The sequence below is a fragment of the Murinocardiopsis flavida genome (assembly GCF_003014485.1).
In the GTDB taxonomy this organism is placed as follows: Bacteria; Actinomycetota; Actinomycetes; order Streptosporangiales; family Streptosporangiaceae; genus Murinocardiopsis; species Murinocardiopsis flavida.
In genome coordinates this window covers 137,879-155,195 of record NZ_PYGA01000001.1, presented here as the reverse complement: position 1 = coordinate 155,195, position 17,317 = coordinate 137,879, and the positions used below count along the sequence as shown (strand labels likewise).

Annotated in this window: 20 protein-coding genes; 5 read left to right on the top strand and 15 right to left on the bottom strand. The window is 74.0% G+C overall.

Annotated elements, in window-relative coordinates:
* The first annotated feature begins 36 nt into the window (after nt 1–36).
* Both CLV63_RS00665 and CLV63_RS00660 read left to right on the top strand, forming a co-directional pair.
* Entirely contained in the window at nt 37–813 is a 777-nt protein-coding gene (locus tag CLV63_RS00665) for an enoyl-CoA hydratase-related protein (protein ID WP_106580858.1), read from the top strand.
* 34 nt (nt 814–847) lie between these two features.
* Complete coding sequence (locus tag CLV63_RS00660; protein ID WP_106580857.1) at nt 848–1,501, top strand: MBL fold metallo-hydrolase; 654 nt, start codon at nt 848–850, stop codon at nt 1,499–1,501.
* A 50-nt stretch (nt 1,502–1,551) separates the two neighbouring features.
* On the opposite strand, the gene CLV63_RS00655 is transcribed toward CLV63_RS00660, so the two are convergent.
* The 5 genes from CLV63_RS00655 to CLV63_RS00635 all read right to left on the bottom strand — a co-directional run bounded on the left by CLV63_RS00655 (nt 1,552) and on the right by CLV63_RS00635 (nt 6,928).
* A complete protein-coding gene (locus tag CLV63_RS00655) occupies nt 1,552–2,175 on the bottom strand; it encodes a DUF4291 domain-containing protein (protein WP_106580856.1) in 624 nt (207 codons plus the stop codon).
* Nucleotides 2,176–2,360: 185 nt separating this feature from the next.
* Nucleotides 2,361–2,669 carry a hypothetical protein gene (locus tag CLV63_RS00650; RefSeq protein ID WP_106580855.1) on the bottom strand — a complete coding sequence of 103 codons (309 nt, stop codon included), beginning with the start codon at nt 2,667–2,669 and terminating at the stop codon, nt 2,361–2,363.
* 18 nt (nt 2,670–2,687) lie between these two features.
* On the bottom strand, nt 2,688–5,210 hold the full coding sequence (locus tag CLV63_RS00645; RefSeq protein ID WP_146165493.1) for a CHAT domain-containing protein: 2,523 nt from the start codon (nt 5,208–5,210) through the stop codon (nt 2,688–2,690).
* A 544-nt stretch (nt 5,211–5,754) separates the two neighbouring features.
* Nucleotides 5,755–6,312, bottom strand: coding sequence for a carboxypeptidase-like regulatory domain-containing protein (locus CLV63_RS00640; RefSeq protein ID WP_106580853.1), 558 nt, complete (start codon nt 6,310–6,312; stop codon nt 5,755–5,757).
* Entirely contained in the window at nt 6,281–6,928 is a 648-nt protein-coding gene (locus tag CLV63_RS00635; protein ID WP_170134104.1) for an RNA polymerase sigma factor, read from the bottom strand. The genes CLV63_RS00640 and CLV63_RS00635 overlap by 32 nt, the downstream gene beginning before the upstream one ends.
* Nucleotides 6,929–7,156: 228 nt before the next feature.
* On the opposite strand from CLV63_RS00635, the gene CLV63_RS00630 reads away from it, so the two are divergent.
* Nucleotides 7,157–7,651: a DUF3145 domain-containing protein gene (locus CLV63_RS00630; protein ID WP_211301086.1), complete on the top strand. Its 495-nt coding sequence runs from the start codon at nt 7,157–7,159 to the stop codon at nt 7,649–7,651.
* 37 nt (nt 7,652–7,688) lie between these two features.
* Here CLV63_RS00630 and CLV63_RS00625 read toward each other — a convergent pair whose 3' ends face one another.
* The 6 genes from CLV63_RS00625 to CLV63_RS00600 form a co-directional block, all read right to left on the bottom strand.
* Nucleotides 7,689–8,150, bottom strand: a complete 462-nt coding sequence (locus CLV63_RS00625) for a DUF1707 SHOCT-like domain-containing protein (RefSeq protein ID WP_106580850.1) — start codon at nt 8,148–8,150, stop codon at nt 7,689–7,691.
* A gap of 20 nt (nt 8,151–8,170) precedes the next feature.
* Nucleotides 8,171–8,626 (bottom strand): DUF1707 SHOCT-like domain-containing protein, encoded by a 456-nt coding sequence (locus CLV63_RS00620; RefSeq protein ID WP_245928498.1) that lies wholly within the window; start codon nt 8,624–8,626, stop codon nt 8,171–8,173.
* A gap of 153 nt (nt 8,627–8,779) precedes the next feature.
* Nucleotides 8,780–9,616, bottom strand: coding sequence for a 3'(2'),5'-bisphosphate nucleotidase CysQ family protein (locus tag CLV63_RS00615; RefSeq protein ID WP_106580848.1), 837 nt, complete (start codon nt 9,614–9,616; stop codon nt 8,780–8,782).
* Complete coding sequence (locus CLV63_RS00610) at nt 9,613–10,614, bottom strand: ATP-grasp domain-containing protein (RefSeq protein ID WP_245928496.1); 1,002 nt, start codon at nt 10,612–10,614, stop codon at nt 9,613–9,615. The genes CLV63_RS00615 and CLV63_RS00610 overlap by 4 nt, the downstream gene beginning before the upstream one ends.
* 176 nt (nt 10,615–10,790) lie before the next feature.
* On the bottom strand, nt 10,791–11,429 hold the full coding sequence (locus CLV63_RS00605; protein WP_106580846.1) for an HAD family hydrolase: 639 nt from the start codon (nt 11,427–11,429) through the stop codon (nt 10,791–10,793).
* 72 nt (nt 11,430–11,501) lie between these two features.
* The gene (locus CLV63_RS00600) at nt 11,502–12,035 is read right to left on the bottom strand and encodes a YbhB/YbcL family Raf kinase inhibitor-like protein (RefSeq protein WP_106580845.1); all 534 of its coding nucleotides are present in this window, start codon (nt 12,033–12,035) and stop codon (nt 11,502–11,504) included.
* A gap of 225 nt (nt 12,036–12,260) precedes the next feature.
* Here CLV63_RS00600 and CLV63_RS00595 point away from each other — a divergent pair, with 225 nt between their 5' ends.
* Nucleotides 12,261–12,767: an ATP-binding protein gene (locus CLV63_RS00595; RefSeq protein ID WP_146165492.1), complete on the top strand. Its 507-nt coding sequence runs from the start codon at nt 12,261–12,263 to the stop codon at nt 12,765–12,767.
* Nucleotides 12,768–12,791: 24 nt separating this feature from the next.
* Here CLV63_RS00595 and CLV63_RS00590 read toward each other — a convergent pair whose 3' ends face one another.
* Nucleotides 12,792–13,508, bottom strand: a complete 717-nt coding sequence (locus CLV63_RS00590) for a PIG-L deacetylase family protein (protein WP_211301085.1) — start codon at nt 13,506–13,508, stop codon at nt 12,792–12,794.
* Between the two features lie 174 nt (nt 13,509–13,682).
* Between CLV63_RS00590 and CLV63_RS00585 the strand changes: the two genes are divergently transcribed.
* Entirely contained in the window at nt 13,683–14,339 is a 657-nt protein-coding gene (locus CLV63_RS00585) for a hypothetical protein (RefSeq protein ID WP_245928531.1), read from the top strand.
* Between the two features lie 352 nt (nt 14,340–14,691).
* Here the strand turns inward: CLV63_RS00585 and CLV63_RS00580 are convergent, their stop codons facing one another.
* The 3 genes from CLV63_RS00580 to CLV63_RS00570 all read right to left on the bottom strand — a co-directional run bounded on the left by CLV63_RS00580 (nt 14,692) and on the right by CLV63_RS00570 (nt 17,293).
* Entirely contained in the window at nt 14,692–14,949 is a 258-nt protein-coding gene (locus CLV63_RS00580; RefSeq protein ID WP_245928495.1) for a hypothetical protein, read from the bottom strand.
* Nucleotides 14,946–15,968, bottom strand: coding sequence for a colicin E3/pyocin S6 family cytotoxin (locus tag CLV63_RS33955; protein ID WP_211301084.1), 1,023 nt, complete (start codon nt 15,966–15,968; stop codon nt 14,946–14,948). The genes CLV63_RS00580 and CLV63_RS33955 overlap by 4 nt, the downstream gene beginning before the upstream one ends.
* 266 nt (nt 15,969–16,234) lie before the next feature.
* A complete protein-coding gene (locus tag CLV63_RS00570) occupies nt 16,235–17,293 on the bottom strand; it encodes a tartrate dehydrogenase (protein WP_106580841.1) in 1,059 nt (352 codons plus the stop codon).
* Nucleotides 17,294–17,317: the final 24 nt, after the last annotated feature.

The following is a 17,317-nucleotide window of genomic DNA, read 5'->3' as shown; positions in this document are numbered from 1 at the left end:
CCGCCCCGGCGGCCCCGACCACGGTCAAGGAGACGCATGGCAGTACCGACCGAACCGCTCGTCCGCGGCAGCGACGACCGCGGCATCCGCACGCTCACCCTCGACTCCCCGCACAACCGCAACGCGCTCTCGGCGCGGCTGCGCGTCGACCTCGCCGACGCCCTGGCGGCGGCCGTCGCCGACCCCGACGTCCGCGCGGTGCTGATCGACGCGGCCGGCCCGGCGTTCTGCGCCGGCGCCGACCTCAAGGAGATCGCCGCCGGCGGGCTGTCGGCCGACCCCGCTGCCCCCGGCATGCCGGACCTGTTCTCCGCCATCATGGACGCCCCCAAGCCGGTCGTCGCCCGGGTCGACGGGCCGGCGCGGGCCGGCGGAATCGGCCTGGTCGCCGCCGCCGACATCGCGCTCGCCGCCGAGACCGCCACCTTCGCGTTCACCGAGGTCCGCATCGGCGTGGTCCCGGCCGTCATCTCGGTGCCCGTCGCGCGGCGCATGCACGACCGCCAACTCAGCCGGTACTTCCTCACCGGCGAGACGTTCGACGCGGGCGAGGCCGAGCGGTCCGGGCTCATCACCCGCGCCGTCCCCGAATCCGGCCTCGGAGCGGCCGTCGACGCCGTCCTCGACGGGCTGCGGGCCGGCGCGCCCCGCGCGCTCGCCCGCACCAAGACGCTGATCAACGGCGGTTTCCGCGAGCGGAAGGCCGCGTTCGCCGACATGGGCGCGCTGTCGGCGGAGTTCTTCGGCAGCGACGACGCCGCCGAGGGCCGGGCCGCGTTCCTCGAACGCCGCCGCGCCCGCTGGGTGCTGTAGCGGTGCGGGCACAGGGCCCCGCACAATAGAGGGCGTGACTTACTCCGGAGATACGAGCGTCGGCGGCCCCGCCGACGTTCGCGAACTGCCAGCGCTCACGATCAGCAAACTCGCCGTCGGGCCGATGCACAACAACGCCTACCTGCTGCGCTGCACGCGCACGGGCGACGCCGTGCTCATCGACGCCGCCGACGAAGGCGACCGCCTGCTCGACCTCCTCGACGGCGAGGGCCTCACCCGCGTGGTCACCACGCACCGCCACGGCGACCACTGGCAGGCGCTCGCCGAAGTGGTCGGCGCCACGGGCGCGCGCACGGTCGCGCACCCGCTCGACGCCGAGGCTCTCCCGGTCTCGGTCGACGAGGCGGCGGAGCACGGTTCGACCATCCCGGTCGGCGACTCCGCGCTCACGGTCGTCCACCTGCGCGGCCACACGCCCGGGTCCATCGCGCTGCGCTACGACGACCCCGCGGGGCACACGCACCTGTTCACCGGCGACAGCCTGTTCCCCGGCGGGGTCGGCAAGACCGGCAGCGACGCCGACTTCCGCTCCCTGCTCGACGACGTCGAGCGGCGCGTCTTCGGCGAACTCGGCGACGACACCTGGGTCTACCCCGGGCACGGCAAGGACACCACGCTGGGCGCCGAGCGCCCGCAGCTGCCCGACTGGCGCGAACGCGGCTGGTAGCGGACGGGCCGGGGCGGCGGGCACCGGCCCGCTGCCGGTCCGCGCCGCCGTCAGTCGGCGCCCACCCGCGCCGCCGCGTCGGCGTCCAGCGGGAACCGCCGCTCGCGCGGCGCGAGTGCCGCCGCGGCCGCGAGGTCGCCACCGCGCACGGCGGCGCGCACCCGCCGCACGTCAGGTGTGATGTCGGTGATCCCGGTGATCCACTCGCCGACGTAGGCGTGCACAGCGGGGCCACTGAGCCCGATCTGGATCGAGCGGTGCTCCAGCGGATCGCCGCGCGGGTCGCGTTCCGGGTCCCACTGGACCCGGACCGGCGCCGCGCGCAGCGCCGCGCGCCATTCGTCGATGGTCGCGTGCAGGGAGCGGTCGTGGTGGCTCGGGCAGCTTTCGAGCAGCGCCCGGGTGAAGCCGGCGCGCCGGATCCGGATCGCGAGGACCCGTGTCTGGCCCTCCTTGGTGGCGTGGCCCGAGCGGTACATCATCCAGTTGAAGGACGGCTTGATCCAGGTCATGCGGCCCATCGAGAACGGGGCGACGAAGGTGCCCGCCTCGACCGCGGGGTCGGCGATCTCCGGCGGGTACGCCTGGTACACCGTGATGGTCGCGTCGTCGTAGCACGCGTAGACCTCGCGGGCGCGGCGGCCGGGGGACGGATCGGCGGCGGCACGTGTCATCACCCGATTCGACTGTGCGGGCGGCGCGCCGTCAACCGGTTATCGAGCGGCGGACGGGGCGGCCGCCGCGTCCACCGAGGTGGCGCACCGGCCCCGGCGCCACCGGGGACGGGCCGTCGACCCGTCGAGCGGCGCCGCCGCGGGCCGTCCCGGCGGCACCGGGCCCGCTCGCGGTGCGCGGCGGGTCAGGGCGGCGGGTCCACCTCGTGGATCGCCGCCTGCTCGGCCGAACGCGGATCGCCGTCGGGCCAGTCGGTCGCCTCCGGGTCCGCGTCGCCCTGCGGGAGCGGGGTATCGGGCTCCTCGCGCGCCAACGCGCGGTCGAGCGGCTCGCCGGCCTCCTCCTCGGTGTCCGTGGTGCCGAAGTCGTCCAGGCCGATGGGTTCGTCGGAGGGGAGCGCCTGGTCCTCGGTGCTGTCCTCCTGGGCGGGCAGCCCCGCCGCCTCCCAGTCCGACGCCTGCTGGTTCACCGGGTCCTCGCGGTTCTCGGTCATGCCGGTTCCACTGACCGCTCAGCCTGCGCCGAAACAGACGAAGCCCGCGTCGGCGAGATGGTCGGCGACCACTCGCGCCGGCCCCGCTCCGCGGCAGAGGTCGGCGTGTGCGCGCCGCATCGCCGCCGCCATGGAGTTGTCGCGGACCGGCAGGACACCGGCGACGACGGTCGCGCCGCCCAGTGCCAGCATCGCGGCGGCCATGCCCAGCGGCACCCCGGAGGGCGCGGCGTCGGAGCGCCCCATCCAGCACGCGGACAGGACGGTCACCGGCGGGACCCGGGGCAGCCGCTCCAGGTCATAGCCGAACAACGGGCCGCCGGACAGGGACAGCGCCGAAGCCAGGGGCGCCGCGGCGGTGAACGCCCCGTGCGCGGCGATGTGCGCGGTGCCGATGGCGGGGTCGGCGAGTGCGGCGAGGACCGCGGGCGCGGTGGCGGCCGGTCCGGCGAGCACCCTGGCGCCCGGATAGAGGCCGCGCAGCGCGGCGAGCTCGGCCCGGACGCCGGGAAGCGCGTCGTCGCCGACCAGCAGGGCCGCCCCGCCCGCTCGGCGCGCCGACCCCGCGCAGCCGAGCCATGAACGGGCGGAGGGCGCCACGGCGACCTCGCGCCCGGCCAGCCCGGGAAGGAGCCCCCACGGGACGCCGAGGAGCCCGGGGGAGAGGGCCAGCACCAGCGGCCGCCCCGCCGCCGCACCGCGGATCGGCCCCAGCAGGAGGGCCTCCACCCGCCGGGCCTGCTCGCGCAGCACCGGTGCGAGCTCGCCGCCGGGCGCACCGGCCTGCACCCGGGCGGTGTGCGCCAGCTTCGCCACCGCCGACGCGGGACCCCTGCCGGCGGGGACGCGGTGCGCGGCCACCCTGCCGTCGACCATGGTGAGGAGCACGTCGAGGCCGTGGAGGCGGACGAAGCGGGCATAGACCCGGCGGCCCAGCGCGGCGCGCAGCTCCGCGGCGACGGGACCGCCGGGCACGGCGGCAGGGGCCGCCGGGGTCGCGGCACAGCCGCGGTGCCACTGCGCGAGTCCCATTGGCAGCGTCGCCGCTGCGCCGCTGCCTCGCTCGGCGGCGCGGGCGCGGTCGAGCGCACCGGCCCAGAGGGGATCGCGGCAGCCGCCGGGGACCGCGGGCGCCGCACGGTACTCCACCCACTCCAGCGCCCCTTCGGGGTCGCCGTTGCGCAGGGCGGTCCGCGCCCCCAGCGCCAGCAGCGCGCGTTCGGCGGCACCCGCATGGGCGCGGAGTTCCAGGTGATGCGCCGAGCTCGCGGCGGGCAGGCCGCACAGCAGTGCCCAGGCGCGCCGGTGGTCGCCGCGCGCCAGCGCGTCGAGGACGCCGGTGTGGCCGGGGCCCGGCCGCGCCAGCCGGGGCGGGCCCAGCGGCGCGGCCGCCACCCGCGGCGCGAGCGCCCGCGCGGTGCCCGATGTCGGCGGTAGCCCGCGCGCCCAGCCGGGCAGGTGCACGACGGCGTCCGGGTCCGGCGGCCTGCCATGGGACCTGGGGTGCGCCGCCCGGTGCTGCGGGACGCCCGGGTGCGGGCGCCCGCCTGCGGCCCGCCCGGCGGCGCCCCCGCGCTGACCGGCCTCGGCCGGGGCGACACGGGCCGACCACTCGACCTGGCGGGCGATCCGGGACCAGGCCGACGCCGCGCCGAAACGGGCCCGCACGCGCCGCGCCAGCGCGAGTGCCGCCCCGTGCTCGCCCCCCGCCAGGTGCACCTTGGCCCGCAGCAGCAGGGCCGCGGCGCGATCGGCGTCGAAATCGGGCCGGTGGTCGGCGCGGCCGAGCGCGGCCGCGCGGATCAGCGCCGCGGCGTCGCGTCCCAACCCGGCCGCGACCATCCCCTCGGCGCGGTCGAGCTGGACACCCGCCAGCCGGTGCGCGGGCAGCACGGCCGCGGCGCCGTCGAACCGCTCCATGGCGGTGCCGATATCGCCGCGCCGGACCGCCAGGCAGCCGAGGTTCTGCACCACCACACCCCGCAGCAGGCGCAGGCCGTGCCGCTCCGAAAGGTCCAGTGCGGCGGCGAGCCGCTCCTCGGCGGCACCGAACCGGCCCGCGTACAGCAGCGCGAGTCCCAGGTTGCTCAGCAGCCCCGGCAGCAGCGGGTCGTCGGAGCCGAGCGAGCGCCGCGCGGTGCCGAACCACGCCGCGGCGCTGCCGAACCAGCCGCGCTGCGCCGCGGCGACGCCCAGGTTCATGGCGGAGAGCCCGCGGGGGTCCCTGTCGGCGGGCGGCGCGCCCGGACCGGGCCCGCGGGCGTGCCGGGCCAGCAGCCCCTGCCGGGAGGCCCGCGCGAGGGCGGCGAGGTCGTGCCGCCCGGCCCGCGCTGCGAGCGCGGCCGAACTCCGCAGCAGCCGGTGCGCCGCGCCGGGGTCGCCCATCTCGTCGCGCGCCATGCCGAGCACCCGCAGGGCGACCGCCCGATCGGCGGGGCCCGGACGTTCGGCCAGCAGCCGCTCCGCCGCGCGGCCCGCCTGAACGGGATCGCGGCCGACGAGGGCCACCGACAACGGGGGATGCGGCCGCCGCGAGCTCATGCGCCGAGGCCCGCGATCCACCGGGCGCCGGGCTGCTGCGGCTTTGTACGTCGAGGATCTCGATGAGCGTCCATGCGCCGCAGCACCCTTCCGGTCAGCCACCCGGTCGAACCGCGCAGTGAACATAACACCCGGTAGTCGACCGGGGAACGCTTTCCCGTGTTACGCATCACCGCGCACGCTTTTTGGGACGCGCCGCAAAGCCCCGTCCGCACCCGGACACCGCGCCCGCGGAACTGCCCCGGGGTCTGGTGTGCCAGGCGGCCCTTGGTGTTTCGTGCCTTCCAACAGCGCTGGCGTGACGGGCACGAAGGCATGCTCACAGGCCCGGCGACCCGGGCGACCCGGGCGGACACGGGCGATAAAAGGGCTGCCGACGCGCGGCCCTCCGGGTGCGAGGGCGTCCAAAAATGAGGGCGTCCGGGGCGAGGGCGTCCTTTGCCCCAGGGGACGGTGCCCAGGCTTCCCGGCAGCCTTGCCCTGGTCCGCTGCGGGGAAGGACGCTCTCGGCCTTTACCGTCGGCATGAAGCCGAGTCCACACGGTCAGACGGTAGTCCAGCTGGTGGCGATCGGGTGTTCGGCCGGGCGCCGGACGGTCAGGCTGATGGGTCCCGGGGGGACGCCCTCGGCGATGAACGCGCCGTCGGCGTCGGCCTCCGCGCCCCGGCGGCCGCGCTGCCAGTGCACGGTCACCTCGACCGGTCCGGCGGGAGTGACCTGGCCGACGATGGACCGGTCGCGGACGTGCGCCGTGACCTCGATGCGGACGGCGACTCCGGCGGCGCGGTAGGTGAGGTAGCGCGGCCCGTCGTCGCCGGGCCCGGGGCGCCTGCCGTGGGCGAACACGGAGTCGTCGGTGAGGTCGGCGAGCACGGCGCCCGGCCTGCGCTGCGCGTAGGCCGCGCGGGCGCTGCGCCGGAGCGATTCTGGGGCCCGCTCCGCCGTTCCCGGTGCGCCCCACCGGGCGCGGACGTGGCTTTCGTCGTCGTCGGGGCCGCTGGGCTCGGGGTCTGCGGAGTCCCACCGGGTGCGGGCGCGGTTCTCGTCGTCGGGGCCGCTGTGTTCGGGGTCATCGCCGGTGGGACCGCTTTCGGTGCGCATCAGCGCCCGCCTCTCTCGTGTCCTGGTCGGCCGGTGGTTCGGCGGACTGCGGCGGGCGCAGCAGCCTGCGCAGGCGCCGGAAGGCGCGCCTGCGGGCGTTCGGCAGCTCGGCGGCCGGGATCCCGACGAGCACGGCGATCTCCGGCCCGGTGAGCTCCGGGGCCTCCAGGCACAGTGTCGCGATCCGGCGGTCGGGGTCGTGCAGCCGGTCGAGCGCGGCGCGCACCGCGCGCACCCCTTCGCGTTCGGCGTGGATGGCCGAGGGGTCGCGTTCCACCGGCAGGTCGAGCCGGTCGGGCGGCACCGGCACCCAGCGCCGCGCCCTGCGCAGGTGCCGGACGCACTCGTGCCGGGCCACGGTGTGCAGCCAGCGTTCGAACCGGTCGGGGCGGGCGATGGTCGGGAGCTTCTGGGCGACGATCAGCCACACCTCTTGGGCGACGTCGTGGGCGTCGTGCGCCGGTAGCCGGAAGGAGCGCAGCAGCCGCCATACCCGGTGCTCGTAGCGCCGCAGCAACTGGTCCCACGCCTCGGGGTCGTCCTGGGCGGCGCGGCGGACCAGTTCGGCGGTCGGCGGGGAGTGCCGGCCGCGGTCCGTGCCGGAGTCGTCGTCCACCAGCGCGTCACCCCAGTAGAATCGGCAATCCAACCAATGTGCGCGAACACGGTAACCACCGGGTCGACCGAGCGGAGGTTGCTTGCCGGTTCTGGCCACGGGTGGGCCCTGGTACCGCCGGGGTCAATGGGGCACAATGGGACGAGCAGAACAACCAGCTACGGACATCTCCCCTTGTCTGGATACGAGGGCGTCGGGGAAGCGCACTCGGTCGTATCAGGAGGTTCGGTGTCCGCACGTGGCGTCTTGTACGTCCACTCCGCGCCCGCGGCGCTGTGCCCACACGTCGAGTGGGCGGTCGCGGGTGTGGTTGGCGTACCCGTAAAACTTGACTGGGATTCGCAGCCCGCGGCCCCGGGGTCTTACCGTGCCGAGCTCAATTGGCAGGGCGCCCCCGGCACCTCGGGTTCGGTGGCGTCCGCGCTGAACGGTTGGCAGCGGCTGCGTTACGAGATCACCGAAGAGGCCACCCCGGGGTGCGACGGAGTGCGCTACAGCTACACGCCCTCGCTCGGCGTGTTCACGGCCGTCACGAGCGCCTCGGGTGAGGTGCTCGTCCCCGAGGCGCGGTTGCGCGCCGCGGTGGAGCACGCGGCTGCGGGCGAACTCGACCTCGGCGACGAACTCACCCGCCTCACCGGCCGCGCCTGGGACGAAGAGCTCGAACCCTTCCGCTACGCGGGCGACGGCGCCCCGGTGCGCTGGCTGCACGCCGCGGGCTGAGTCCGCCGACCCCGCGGGTCCGCCGCCGCACGGGCAGCTAGGACTCTGTTCCGGGGCCGTGGTTGCCGCCGCGGTCGTCGCCGCTGATGGTGCCGGCCAGCGTGAATATGAACATGATCCCGATCGGGATCATCGGCCAGAACACCAGGCGCTCGTTCGCGAGCAGGCTGGTGGCCGCCCAGATGGCGATGAACAGGAACGACACCCCGATGGGCCCGCGCCAGGGTTCGATGCGGCGGCGCCACGCCTCGCTGCGGGTGGGCGGGTCGGCGGTCGCGGCGAGGTCGACCTGCTGGGGCTCGGCGGGTTCGGGAAGGTCGGCGGTCAGTGCGGCGAGGTCGCCCATAGTCGTGGCGCGCATGGTGGCGGCGAGCCGGTCGTCGAACTCGTCGAGGTCGAGGCGCCCTTCGCGCAGGCCCGCTGAAAGGCGTGCCGCAGCGGCGTCCCGGTCGGCGTCCGAGGCGCGCATCCGTTCGGGTGGAACGCGGTCGTCGTCCATGGTTCAGGCTATACCGGCCTTCAGTTCCGGGTCCCGGAGCTCTCGTCGGGCCAGACCGCCGCGGCGACCAGGATCGCCGCCCAGATGCCGAGCGGGACCAGCGGCCAGAAGGTGAGCGGGTCGCCGGCCATGACGCTGGTGACGGTCCAGATACCGGTCATGATGATCGCGCCGCCGAGCCACCACCGCCACTCGTCGACCCAGTCCTTCCACGGCGACACCAGCGACGACACGTCGCGGCTCCGCTCGGTGTCGCCCTTCTGCTCTTGCGCGACCAGCACCGGTTCGGGCAGGTCGGCCGTAATCGGGGTGAGGTCGCCACGGACGACAGCGCGCATGGTGAGGTCGAGCCGGCGCTGGTACTCGTCGAGGTCGAGACGGCCCTCGGTCAGGGCGGCGGCGAGCCGCGCCGCGGTGGAGTCGCGGTCGGAATCAGAGGCGCGCATGCGCTCTGGCGGTACGTGCTCCTCGTCCATGGCGCACCCCCTACCACAATTCTGCGGGTGTTCACACGATACGTGTCGGTATGCCCAAGGAAAAGGCCGCGAACCCCTTCGGGGGCCGCTGCCGGCCCGGCGGCCGGTTCCGGGCGGGCCGAAGGGCGCCGCGTGCACGCACGGCGACGGGTGTCATCCGGTGCGGGGGCGCGGGCGTTCGCGCGACGGCTGCCCGGAGCGGTGCCATTCGGCGACCGCGGCACCGGTGGCGGGGTCGGCGGCGCCGATGAGACCCGTGTGCTCGTATCCGCCGCTGTAGTCGAACGGGGTGCCGTCGAGGCGCCGCAGCGAACCACCGGTCTCGTGGAGCAGCAGGTGCGGTGCAGCGATGTCCCAGTCGCGGACGGGGACGTCCTTGACGAACAGGTGGGCGGACCCCTCGGCGATGCGGCACAGCTTCAGCGCGATGCTGCCGCACTCGGCGTAGTCGGTGTAGCCGAACATGGCGTAGGCGGCGCGCGCCACGCCCGTGGGTGCGGGGGTGTTGTCGATGAGGACGCCGGAGCCGGGCGGCGCGGCGCCGAGCCGCGGCAGCGCGCGGCCGTTGGCGGTGGCCCCGAGCCCCCGCACGGCGCGGTACCCGATGTCGGGCTCCGGGGCGTAGACGGCGGCGAGGACCGGGCGGCTGGCGTCGATCAGGGCGGCCTGGGTGACGTACCCGGGGAAGCCGTGGGCGTAGCTCGCCGTGCCGTCGATCGGGTCGATGAGCCAGTAGCGGGGCGGGCGGGGCGCCAGGATCGACGCGGGGTCCTCCTCGCTGACCACCGGCGTGCCCGGCTCGATCGCGCGCAGCCGCTCGCTGAGGGCCTCGTGCGCCATGGAGTCGGCGCGGGCCTTGAACTGGAGGCCGTCCCAGACCCCGGAGACGGCACGGGAGTCGGACCGCCACTCGCGCAGCAGCACACCGACGTCGCGGACGGCCCGTGCGACACGGTCGGCGAGCTCCATCGGACGCCGGCGGGCGGTCATGACGCGGCCGCGACGCCGGTGGGGGGCGGGATCGCGGCGGACGCCGCCGGCCGGATGCCGTACCGGTCGAACTCGTGCTCCGGCAGGAACTCGTCGGCCCAGCGCCGGACCATCACGACGCCTTCGCGCCACTCGCAGCCCAGCCGCCCGCCGTCGCCCAGCGCCTGGCCGACCAGGCCGCCGATCTCGTCGACGCCCGCGGCGACGGTGAGCGGCGCCGTCGAGGAGAACCGGGGGTTGATCTCGAACACCCGCGGTTCGCCGGCGCGGTCGAGCGCGAGTTGGACGTTGAACGGGCCGTCGGCCCGCAGCAGGGTCTGGATGTCGCGGCACACCTGGTCGACGCGGTCGTTGCGGCGGGTGACCGCGAACTTGGTGACGCCGCGCTTGAGCATGACCTCCTTGGGGACCACGGCCTGCACCGCGCCGTCGCGCCAGGCGACGACGGACACGGTGAACTCCTGCCCGGCGACGCGCTCCTGGACGAGGAGGTCGGCGGCCGGGTAGGGCCCCGCTGCGATCACCCGGCCCAGTTCGGCGGCGGAGCCGCACACCGTGACGCCGCGGCTGCCGCGCCCCGTGCGGGGCTTGACGACGACGGGGAAGCGCAGGCCGTCGGGGCTCTCGGTGGCGAGCCGGGTCTCCGGTACGGGGACGCCGAGCGCGTGCAGGCGGTCCATGAGGACGTACTTGTCGAGGCAGGTCGCGATGAACTCGGCGCGCGGGGCGAGGACGGCGATGCCGTCGTATTCGAGTTCGCCGACGACGGGCAGCTCCTCGTCCACGAGCGGGACGAGCGCGACGGCACCCTCCTTGAGGCAGATGCCGCGCAGTTCGGGCAGGAAGTCGTCGGAGCAGCCGGGCGGCACCAGGTAGCTGCGGTCGGCCAGGTACAGGCCCGGTGCGCTAGCGTCCATGTCGGTGGCGACGACCCGGTAGCCGATGCGTCGCAGATGCTGGATCGTGCCCGGTGTCGACGCGGATCCGGCGGTGGTCACGACTACGGTCGGTCGCTCATGGAGCTGTTCAGCGGACACCGTGAACCCTTCCGCTCTGGGGAAATCCGTACACCGAGCGTAGACCGGCGAAGGGTGCGGCGGTCGGCTATGGCCGGTTCCGGATCGGCGGACAACCGAACCAGCGCGTCGCGCGTGTGCGTCCATGGACCGGCCGGCTACAGGGGTCCGAACCGGTCGGTGAGGAACGCCTCCAGCCCCGTGGGGTCCTCGTAGTGGTGGGCGTCGATGCCGAGCCGCTTGGCGGCGAGGATGTTGTCCTCGCGGTCGTCGATGAACGCGATCTGCTCCGGTGTGCTGCCGAGCGCGCCGAGCACCTGCTCGTAGATCGCGGGGTCGGGTTTGCACAGACCCAGTTCGCAGCTGAAGAACAGGGCCTCGAACCCGGTGAGCGCCGTGGAGCGGCGGAGGGACTCCGCCATGGCGTGCGGCGCGTTGGACAGCAGGGCGAGCCGCACGCCGCGCGCCGCCAGGCGGGCGATCAGGTCGGTGACGCCGGGGGAGAGTGTGCTCCAGGAGTCGGTGTCGGCGGCGGAGAGGCGCCGCACGGTGTCGGCGTCGAAGGTCCGGTCGAGGCCCGCGGCGACCCGGCCCCAGTACTCGGCCTCGCTGATCCCGGCGTCGTAGTCGCGGCGCTCGGCCCAGTAGGCGCGCCAGAATTCGGGGGCGGGCACCCCGGCGATGCGCTCCATGCCGTCGCGCGCGGTTTCGCCGGGCCGCTGGGAGATGACCTCGCCGTAGTCGAAGACGACGGTGGTGAGGGGGGAGGGGGCGCCATGACCAAGATCGGTGTTCATTAAACCTCTTTCGATGTTCAAAGAATGCCGTTTTGAACATGATACATGTGCGCCCCCGGATGGCGGCGCGGCTTACCGCTGTTCGTAGACCGGCGCGATCACGGCCCGGCCGATCGAGTGGAAGAACAGGTTGAAACCGAGGAACGCCGGGGTCCCGGACGAGTCGACGCCGAGCGACTCGACGTCCACGGCGTGCACCGCGAACATGTAGCGGTGCGGGCCGTGCCCGGCGGGCGGGCCGGCGCCCACATAGCGCAGGCCGCCGGCGTCGTTGCGCAGCGTCACGGCGCCCTCGGGCAGGCCGCCGCCCTCGCCGCCCGCACCGGCGGGCAACTCCGTCACCGAGGCGGGGATGTCGCACACCGCCCAGTGCCAGAACCCGCTCGCCGTGGGCGCGTCGGGGTCGAAGCACGTCACGGCGAAGCTCCGGGTCGCCTCGGGGAACCCGCTCCACGCGAGGTGCGGGGAGACGTCCGCGCCGCCCGCGCCCATGATCCCGCTCACCTGCGCGGTGGGGAGCACCTGGCCGTCGGCGAAGTCGTCGCTGACCACGCGGAAGGACGGGACCTCCGGCAGAAAGTCGTAGGGAGATGGCGGTCGGTCCATTGCTGCCTCCAGGATCGTTCTCAACGCGTCGGAGACGAGCGTGCTACCCCGATGATCACGAGGCAAGTCGCCCCGGCAGGGCGTGGAATGTGGGACGCGGTCGGCATTGCGCGCGGAGCACCGCCGACCTCCTCGTTAGAATCGGTGTTGATCTGGGCAAACGCGGATTCGCGGGCATGTCCGCCGTGCGTCGGTCGGCCAGGTCGACGGACCGATGGGGGGACCATGGACCGTGGGCGGGCGTGGACCCGGATGGCGCGCTACGCCGCGATATCGACGGCCGTGGGCTGCGCGCGGCGCGAGGTCGCCCACACCCTCAGGGAATGGGACCTGCCCGGGCTGCTGGACGCCGCGGAGCTGCTGGCATCGGAGCTGGTCACCAATGCCGTGACCGCCACCGGCGACGACACCGACCGCCCACTCCGCTACACCGAGTTGCGCGGGCTCGCCCTCATCGGCATGGAGTTGCGCGCCGAGGACGGCGTGCTGCACATCTACGTCTGGGACCGCGCCATGGCCCCGCCGGTGCGCAAGGAGGTCGGGTTCGACGCCGAGGACGGCAGGGGAATCCTGCTGGTCGACATGATCAGCAGCCACTGGGGCCACTACTACCCGGAGTTCGGCGGCAAGGTGGTCTGGTGCGAGGTCGCCACCGACACCGACACCGACACCGACGCCGCCGACGAGACCCGCGACGCCGATCCGGCCGACGGCACCCGCGGCGGCGGCTGAGCGTCGCCGCCGCACGGGCGCGACTCAGGCTGTGTTGATCACCTGGAAGGACTCCGCGTACCGGCCCTCGGGCAGGCCGCCCTGCGTCGCCATCGTCGCGAGATGCTCGCGCAGGTGGACCGCCAAGGCGTCGATGTCGGGGATCTGGCTGGCGTGGCAGGCGAGGGCGGCGATCTTGCGGTCGATCCCGGCGGTGATGTCGACGAAGTGGTCGGGGGCCGGGCCGCCCGCGATCCAGACCTCGGGCACCGTCCACGCCGGCAGGCCTTCGTCGCCGAGTTCGGGGTGGGCGTGCGGGTTGCGGGCGTCGGGGTACACGGCGTTGATCGACGCCTCGCCGGTGGCGAGGTGGTCGGGGTGGCTCACCCCGATGTGCGCCCAGACGCGTTCGGTGCTGGGGATGACCATGCGCTGCGGGCGGACCTGGCGGATGACCCGCGCGATGTCGCGGCGGAGCTCCAGGCTCGGCAGCACCCTGCCGTCGGGGTAGCCGAGGAACCGGACGTCGTGCACGCCGACCACATCGGCGGCCTTGCGCTGCTCCGTCCTGCGCAGCTCGGCCATCTCCACCCCGGTGCCGATGCGGTCGTCGCCGCCCGCGTCGCCATCGGTCACCAGCAGGTAGCTGACGTCGGTGCCGGAGTCGGTCCACTGCGCGACGGTGCCGGCGCAGCCGAAGTCGATGTCGTCGGGGTGGGCCATGACCACCAGCGCCCGCGCCACGCCGTCGGTATCGGACATCCGCACCCCTCGCTTCGTCGGCCGGGCGCCCGGCCGGCCGCCCGGCCGGCCGCCCGGGCCCATGGTAGGCGCCCGCCATTGGTGGGGTGCGCGGGCTGCCGCCGGTTTCCCGTCCCGTGCAGCCCTGCTAGGTTCCCGTCCCGTGCAGTGCTGCTAGGTTCCCGTCCCGTGAACATGACCCTGGGCGACGCCTTCAACCGTCGCAAGAAGCTCTCGGCCGACCTCCAGAGCTGGATCAACCGGCTGAACCTCGCAGGAGCCGAGCGGCACAGCTACCGGACCCAGGCGCTGGAGGGCGAGGGCGCCTACCGGCCCGACCCCGGGACCGAGAAGTCGCGGACCCGCACCTACACGGTCGAGGAGTGCCGGGCCAGGATCGACGCCATCCTCGCCGAGGACCAGCAGTTGGCGCTGCGGATCTCGCGCACCAACCAGCGGGCGCGCGCCGAGATCGTCGACCTCGACGGCGCCACCCGGGTGCTGTCGATCCCGGAACTGCTGGTCATCAAGGACGACACCATCCCGAAGCTGGAGCAGGCCGCCCGCGCCGTGCCGCTGCGCGCCGACGACGTCGGTGTGTACGACAGCGGGGAGGGCTGGATCCGGTACCGGACGGTGCAGAAGATCGAGCGCAAGCGGGAGTCGTTCAGCGAGAAGGGGCTCAAGGTCGAGCAGATGGACCTCTTGGGCTACGACATCGTGGAGGTCACCGACTACGGCGCCGACCGCCGTGCGCAGTGGGACGAGATCGACCGCATCGGCGAGTTCGCCCAGCGGGTGAAGCAGGCCATCAACCGGGCGAACAAGACCGAGCTCGTCGAACTCGACTGAGCGGACCGGGCGGGCGCGCCGCCCGGGCGCACTGGTAGCGTGCCGGACACAGCGGGGCCGGCGCACCGAAGTGTCGGTTCGTAGCAGGTAGCGGTCGTCACTGGTCTGTTCGCCTATCCGCCTACCACGCACTCAGCAGGTGTGTTCGTTGTAACGGGTCATCGCGGCGATGTCGGCCCGCTCCGAGCGGCGCCGACCAACCGCACGTAGTCGCGTCCTTTCGGTCACGGGTACTCCTGTCACCGGTACAACCACCCAAAGGGTCACCACACACCCTGGCGAGCGCCGGTCCCGCCCCATTCCCACACCCTGCCGCCGCCCCGGCTCGCCCCGCGCCGCTGCGCGGAGCGGCTCAGGCGTGGGTCTCCAGGAAGTAGTCGACGCCGGGCCGCGGTGTGAACCCCGCCGCGGCAGCGGCGGCGTCCAGGGCCGCGCCCGCCAGCTCGTAGGACTCCACGAGGTCGAGGTCGGGGCCGTTGTCGAGGAGCAGCGCGAGGAGGGCGACGACGTCCTCGCCGACGGCCGCCGACCAGACCAGCTCCTCGCTATCGCGGTCGAAGCCGGAGATCTCGCGGTGCAGTGGCCCTCCGCCGTCGGTCGCATCGGTCACGGCTCCACGCTCCTGTCCTTGTTGGCGGGCTTGGTCTGGTTGCCGTCGGTGTCGTACTCGCCCTGGTGCTTGCCCCGCTTGTTGTACTTCTCCACTGTCCCGTGCTGGGAGTCCCACTCGTAGATGTTGCCCTTTTCGTCCTTCCACCGCTTGCGCTTGCCGCCGCCGCCCTGCACTGATGTCTTCGGCTTGGCCGGCTTGGCGCCGGGGAAGCCGCTGAGGTCCTTGGGGGGCGGGGTGTACTTGCAGGCGTCGCCGCCCTTCTTGCTGCGCACCGCCTCGATCGCCGCCCCGCCGCCCCCGCCGGAGGCGGGCACGGCGACCGCGGCACCGGATCCGCTCGGCGCGAGGGCCGGCGCCGCAGCGGGGACGGCGGTCACGGTGCCGGGCCCGGCCGCGACACCGCCGCACGCCGCGATGGCGTCGTCGAGCTTGCCGTTCGCACGGGAAGCCCGGCCCTTCGCGGCGTTGCGCGCCGCGCGCATCCCCTTGAAGCGGTCGTAAAGCCGCCACATCTTCGGGATCTTGGTCCCGATCTTGATCAGCTTCAGCGGGCCGATGAGGCCGATCGCCGTGGAGAGGCACCCGCCGATGTCGCCTTCGAGCAGGCACTTCTTCGCGTCGGTGAGCCCGATGAGGTCGGCCAGGAGGTCGAGCAGCTCCTCTTCGATGTTGCCGAAGTCGGACTCCGACTGGTGCAGCTCCCACTGCGCTTCGTTGTACTCGGTCTCGGCGTCGATCAGGTCCTGGTCGCGGCCTTCGCCGTCGTCGTCCTCCTCCGGGGCGGGCGCGCCGGGCGACGGGGCGGCCGAGGGGTCGTCGGCGCCGGCGCCGGCTTCGTCCTTGGGCTCGCAGTCCTTCCCGCCGAACAGTTCGCAGGTGGCGCTGGAGACCGCGGGGGTGACGTCGGTGGGCAGCCCCGACGCGAGGAGGCCCGCGATGATCACGGCGGCGAGCACGACCAGCGCCCCGTACTCGATCTTGCCCGCGCCCGATTCGGCGCGCCACACCCAACGCACAGCGACTCCCCGTGATCTTCCGTACGACCGGACTCCGCCCCGCGTGCCGTCGGAGTGGGACCGAACCGTGCCCAGAGCTGCGGGGCAGGACGGTCCGGCATCGGATCGACAACCGGTTACCTTCGGGAATACCAGCCGGTAGTGGTGCCGCACCAGGGAAATCGGGGTATTCGGGACCGCGCCGGGACCGATTTGAGGCGCCGGACCCGGTGCCGCCGCGGGCGCGGGACCGGGTCCGGCGCCCGCGGCGGCGCGGCCCGCCGGGACTACCCGCCGATCTGCTCGGTGACGGCGGCGGTGACGTCCGCGGTGGACGCGTCGCCGCCGAGGTCGCGGGTCAGCACGCCCTTGGCCATGACGGCCTCCACGGAGCCGAGGAGGTCGGCCGCCGCCTCCTGCTCGCCCAGGTGCTCCAGCATCATCGACGCCGCCCACAGCTGCCCGACCGGGTTGGCGACCCCCTTGCCCGCGATGTCGGGTGCCGAGCCGTGGACCGGCTCGAACATCGAGGGGTGGTCCCGCTCGGGGTTGATGTTGCCGCTGGGGGCGATGCCGATCGACCCCGCGAGCGCGGCGGTGAGGTCGGAGAGGATGTCGCCGAAGAGGTTGGAGGCGACGATCACGTCGAAGCGGCTCGGGTCGAGCACCAGCCGGGCGGCGAGCGCGTCGATCAGGATCTGCTCCCGCCGGACATCCGGGTACGCCGCCAGGGTCTGCTCGACGACCTCGTCCCAGAACGGCATCGTGTGGACGATGCCGTTGGACTTGGTCGCCGAGGTCACGAAGCCGCGGCGGCGGGCGGCGAGGTCGCCGGCGTAGCGGGCGACCCGCTCGACCCCGACCCGGGTGAACACCGACTCCTGGACGGCCGACTCCTCGGGCCGCCCCCGGTACATCCGCCCGCCGACCTCGGAGTACTCGCCCTCGACGTTCTCCCGCACGATGGCGAGGTCGATGTTCTCCCCGCCGCGCACCGGGCTGGTCACGCCGGGCAGCAGCCGCATCGGCCGTAGGTTGACGTACTGGTGGAAGGTGCGGCGGATGGGGATCAGCAGCCCCCACAGGGTGACCGTGTCGGGGATGTCGGGCTCGCCGACGGCGCCCAGCAGGATGGCGTCGGACGCGGCGAGCCGGTCGAACCCGTCCTCGGGCATCATGGCGCCGTCGCGCCGGTAGCGGGCGGAGCCCCAGTCCAGTTCGTCGAATTCCAACCCGAAGTGGTGCTTGGTGGCGACCGCGTCGAGGCAGGCGCGCGCCGAGGGCACGACCTCCTGCCCGATTCCGTCGCCCGGGATCAGGGCAACCGTGTACTGACGCCGCGTCATGGCGCTTCCTCCAACGTGGTCGGG

Coding starts and splice junctions, on each gene's coding strand:
- CLV63_RS00590 (WP_211301085.1), bottom strand. CDS start 13,508: ATGTCCGATACCGACGGCGTGGCGCGGGCGCTGGTGGTCATGGCCCAC.
- CLV63_RS00645 (WP_146165493.1), bottom strand. CDS start 5,210: ATGAGCTCGCGGCGGCCGCATCCCCCGTTGTCGGTGGCCCTCGTCGGC.
- CLV63_RS00605 (WP_106580846.1), bottom strand. CDS start 11,429: ATGAACACCGATCTTGGTCATGGCGCCCCCTCCCCCCTCACCACCGTC.
- CLV63_RS00620 (WP_245928498.1), bottom strand. CDS start 8,626: ATGGACGAGGAGCACGTACCGCCAGAGCGCATGCGCGCCTCTGATTCC.
- CLV63_RS00600 (WP_106580845.1), bottom strand. CDS start 12,035: ATGGACCGACCGCCATCTCCCTACGACTTTCTGCCGGAGGTCCCGTCC.
- CLV63_RS00615 (WP_106580848.1), bottom strand. CDS start 9,616: ATGACCGCCCGCCGGCGTCCGATGGAGCTCGCCGACCGTGTCGCACGG.
- CLV63_RS00625 (WP_106580850.1), bottom strand. CDS start 8,150: ATGGACGACGACCGCGTTCCACCCGAACGGATGCGCGCCTCGGACGCC.
- CLV63_RS00640 (WP_106580853.1), bottom strand. CDS start 6,312: ATGCGCACCGAAAGCGGTCCCACCGGCGATGACCCCGAACACAGCGGC.
- CLV63_RS00655 (WP_106580856.1), bottom strand. CDS start 2,175: ATGACACGTGCCGCCGCCGATCCGTCCCCCGGCCGCCGCGCCCGCGAG.
- CLV63_RS00650 (WP_106580855.1), bottom strand. CDS start 2,669: ATGACCGAGAACCGCGAGGACCCGGTGAACCAGCAGGCGTCGGACTGG.
- CLV63_RS00585 (WP_245928531.1), top strand. CDS start 13,683: ATGACCCTGGGCGACGCCTTCAACCGTCGCAAGAAGCTCTCGGCCGAC.
- CLV63_RS00570 (WP_106580841.1), bottom strand. CDS start 17,293: ATGACGCGGCGTCAGTACACGGTTGCCCTGATCCCGGGCGACGGAATC.
- CLV63_RS00595 (WP_146165492.1), top strand. CDS start 12,261: ATGGACCGTGGGCGGGCGTGGACCCGGATGGCGCGCTACGCCGCGATA.
- CLV63_RS00665 (WP_106580858.1), top strand. CDS start 37: ATGGCAGTACCGACCGAACCGCTCGTCCGCGGCAGCGACGACCGCGGC.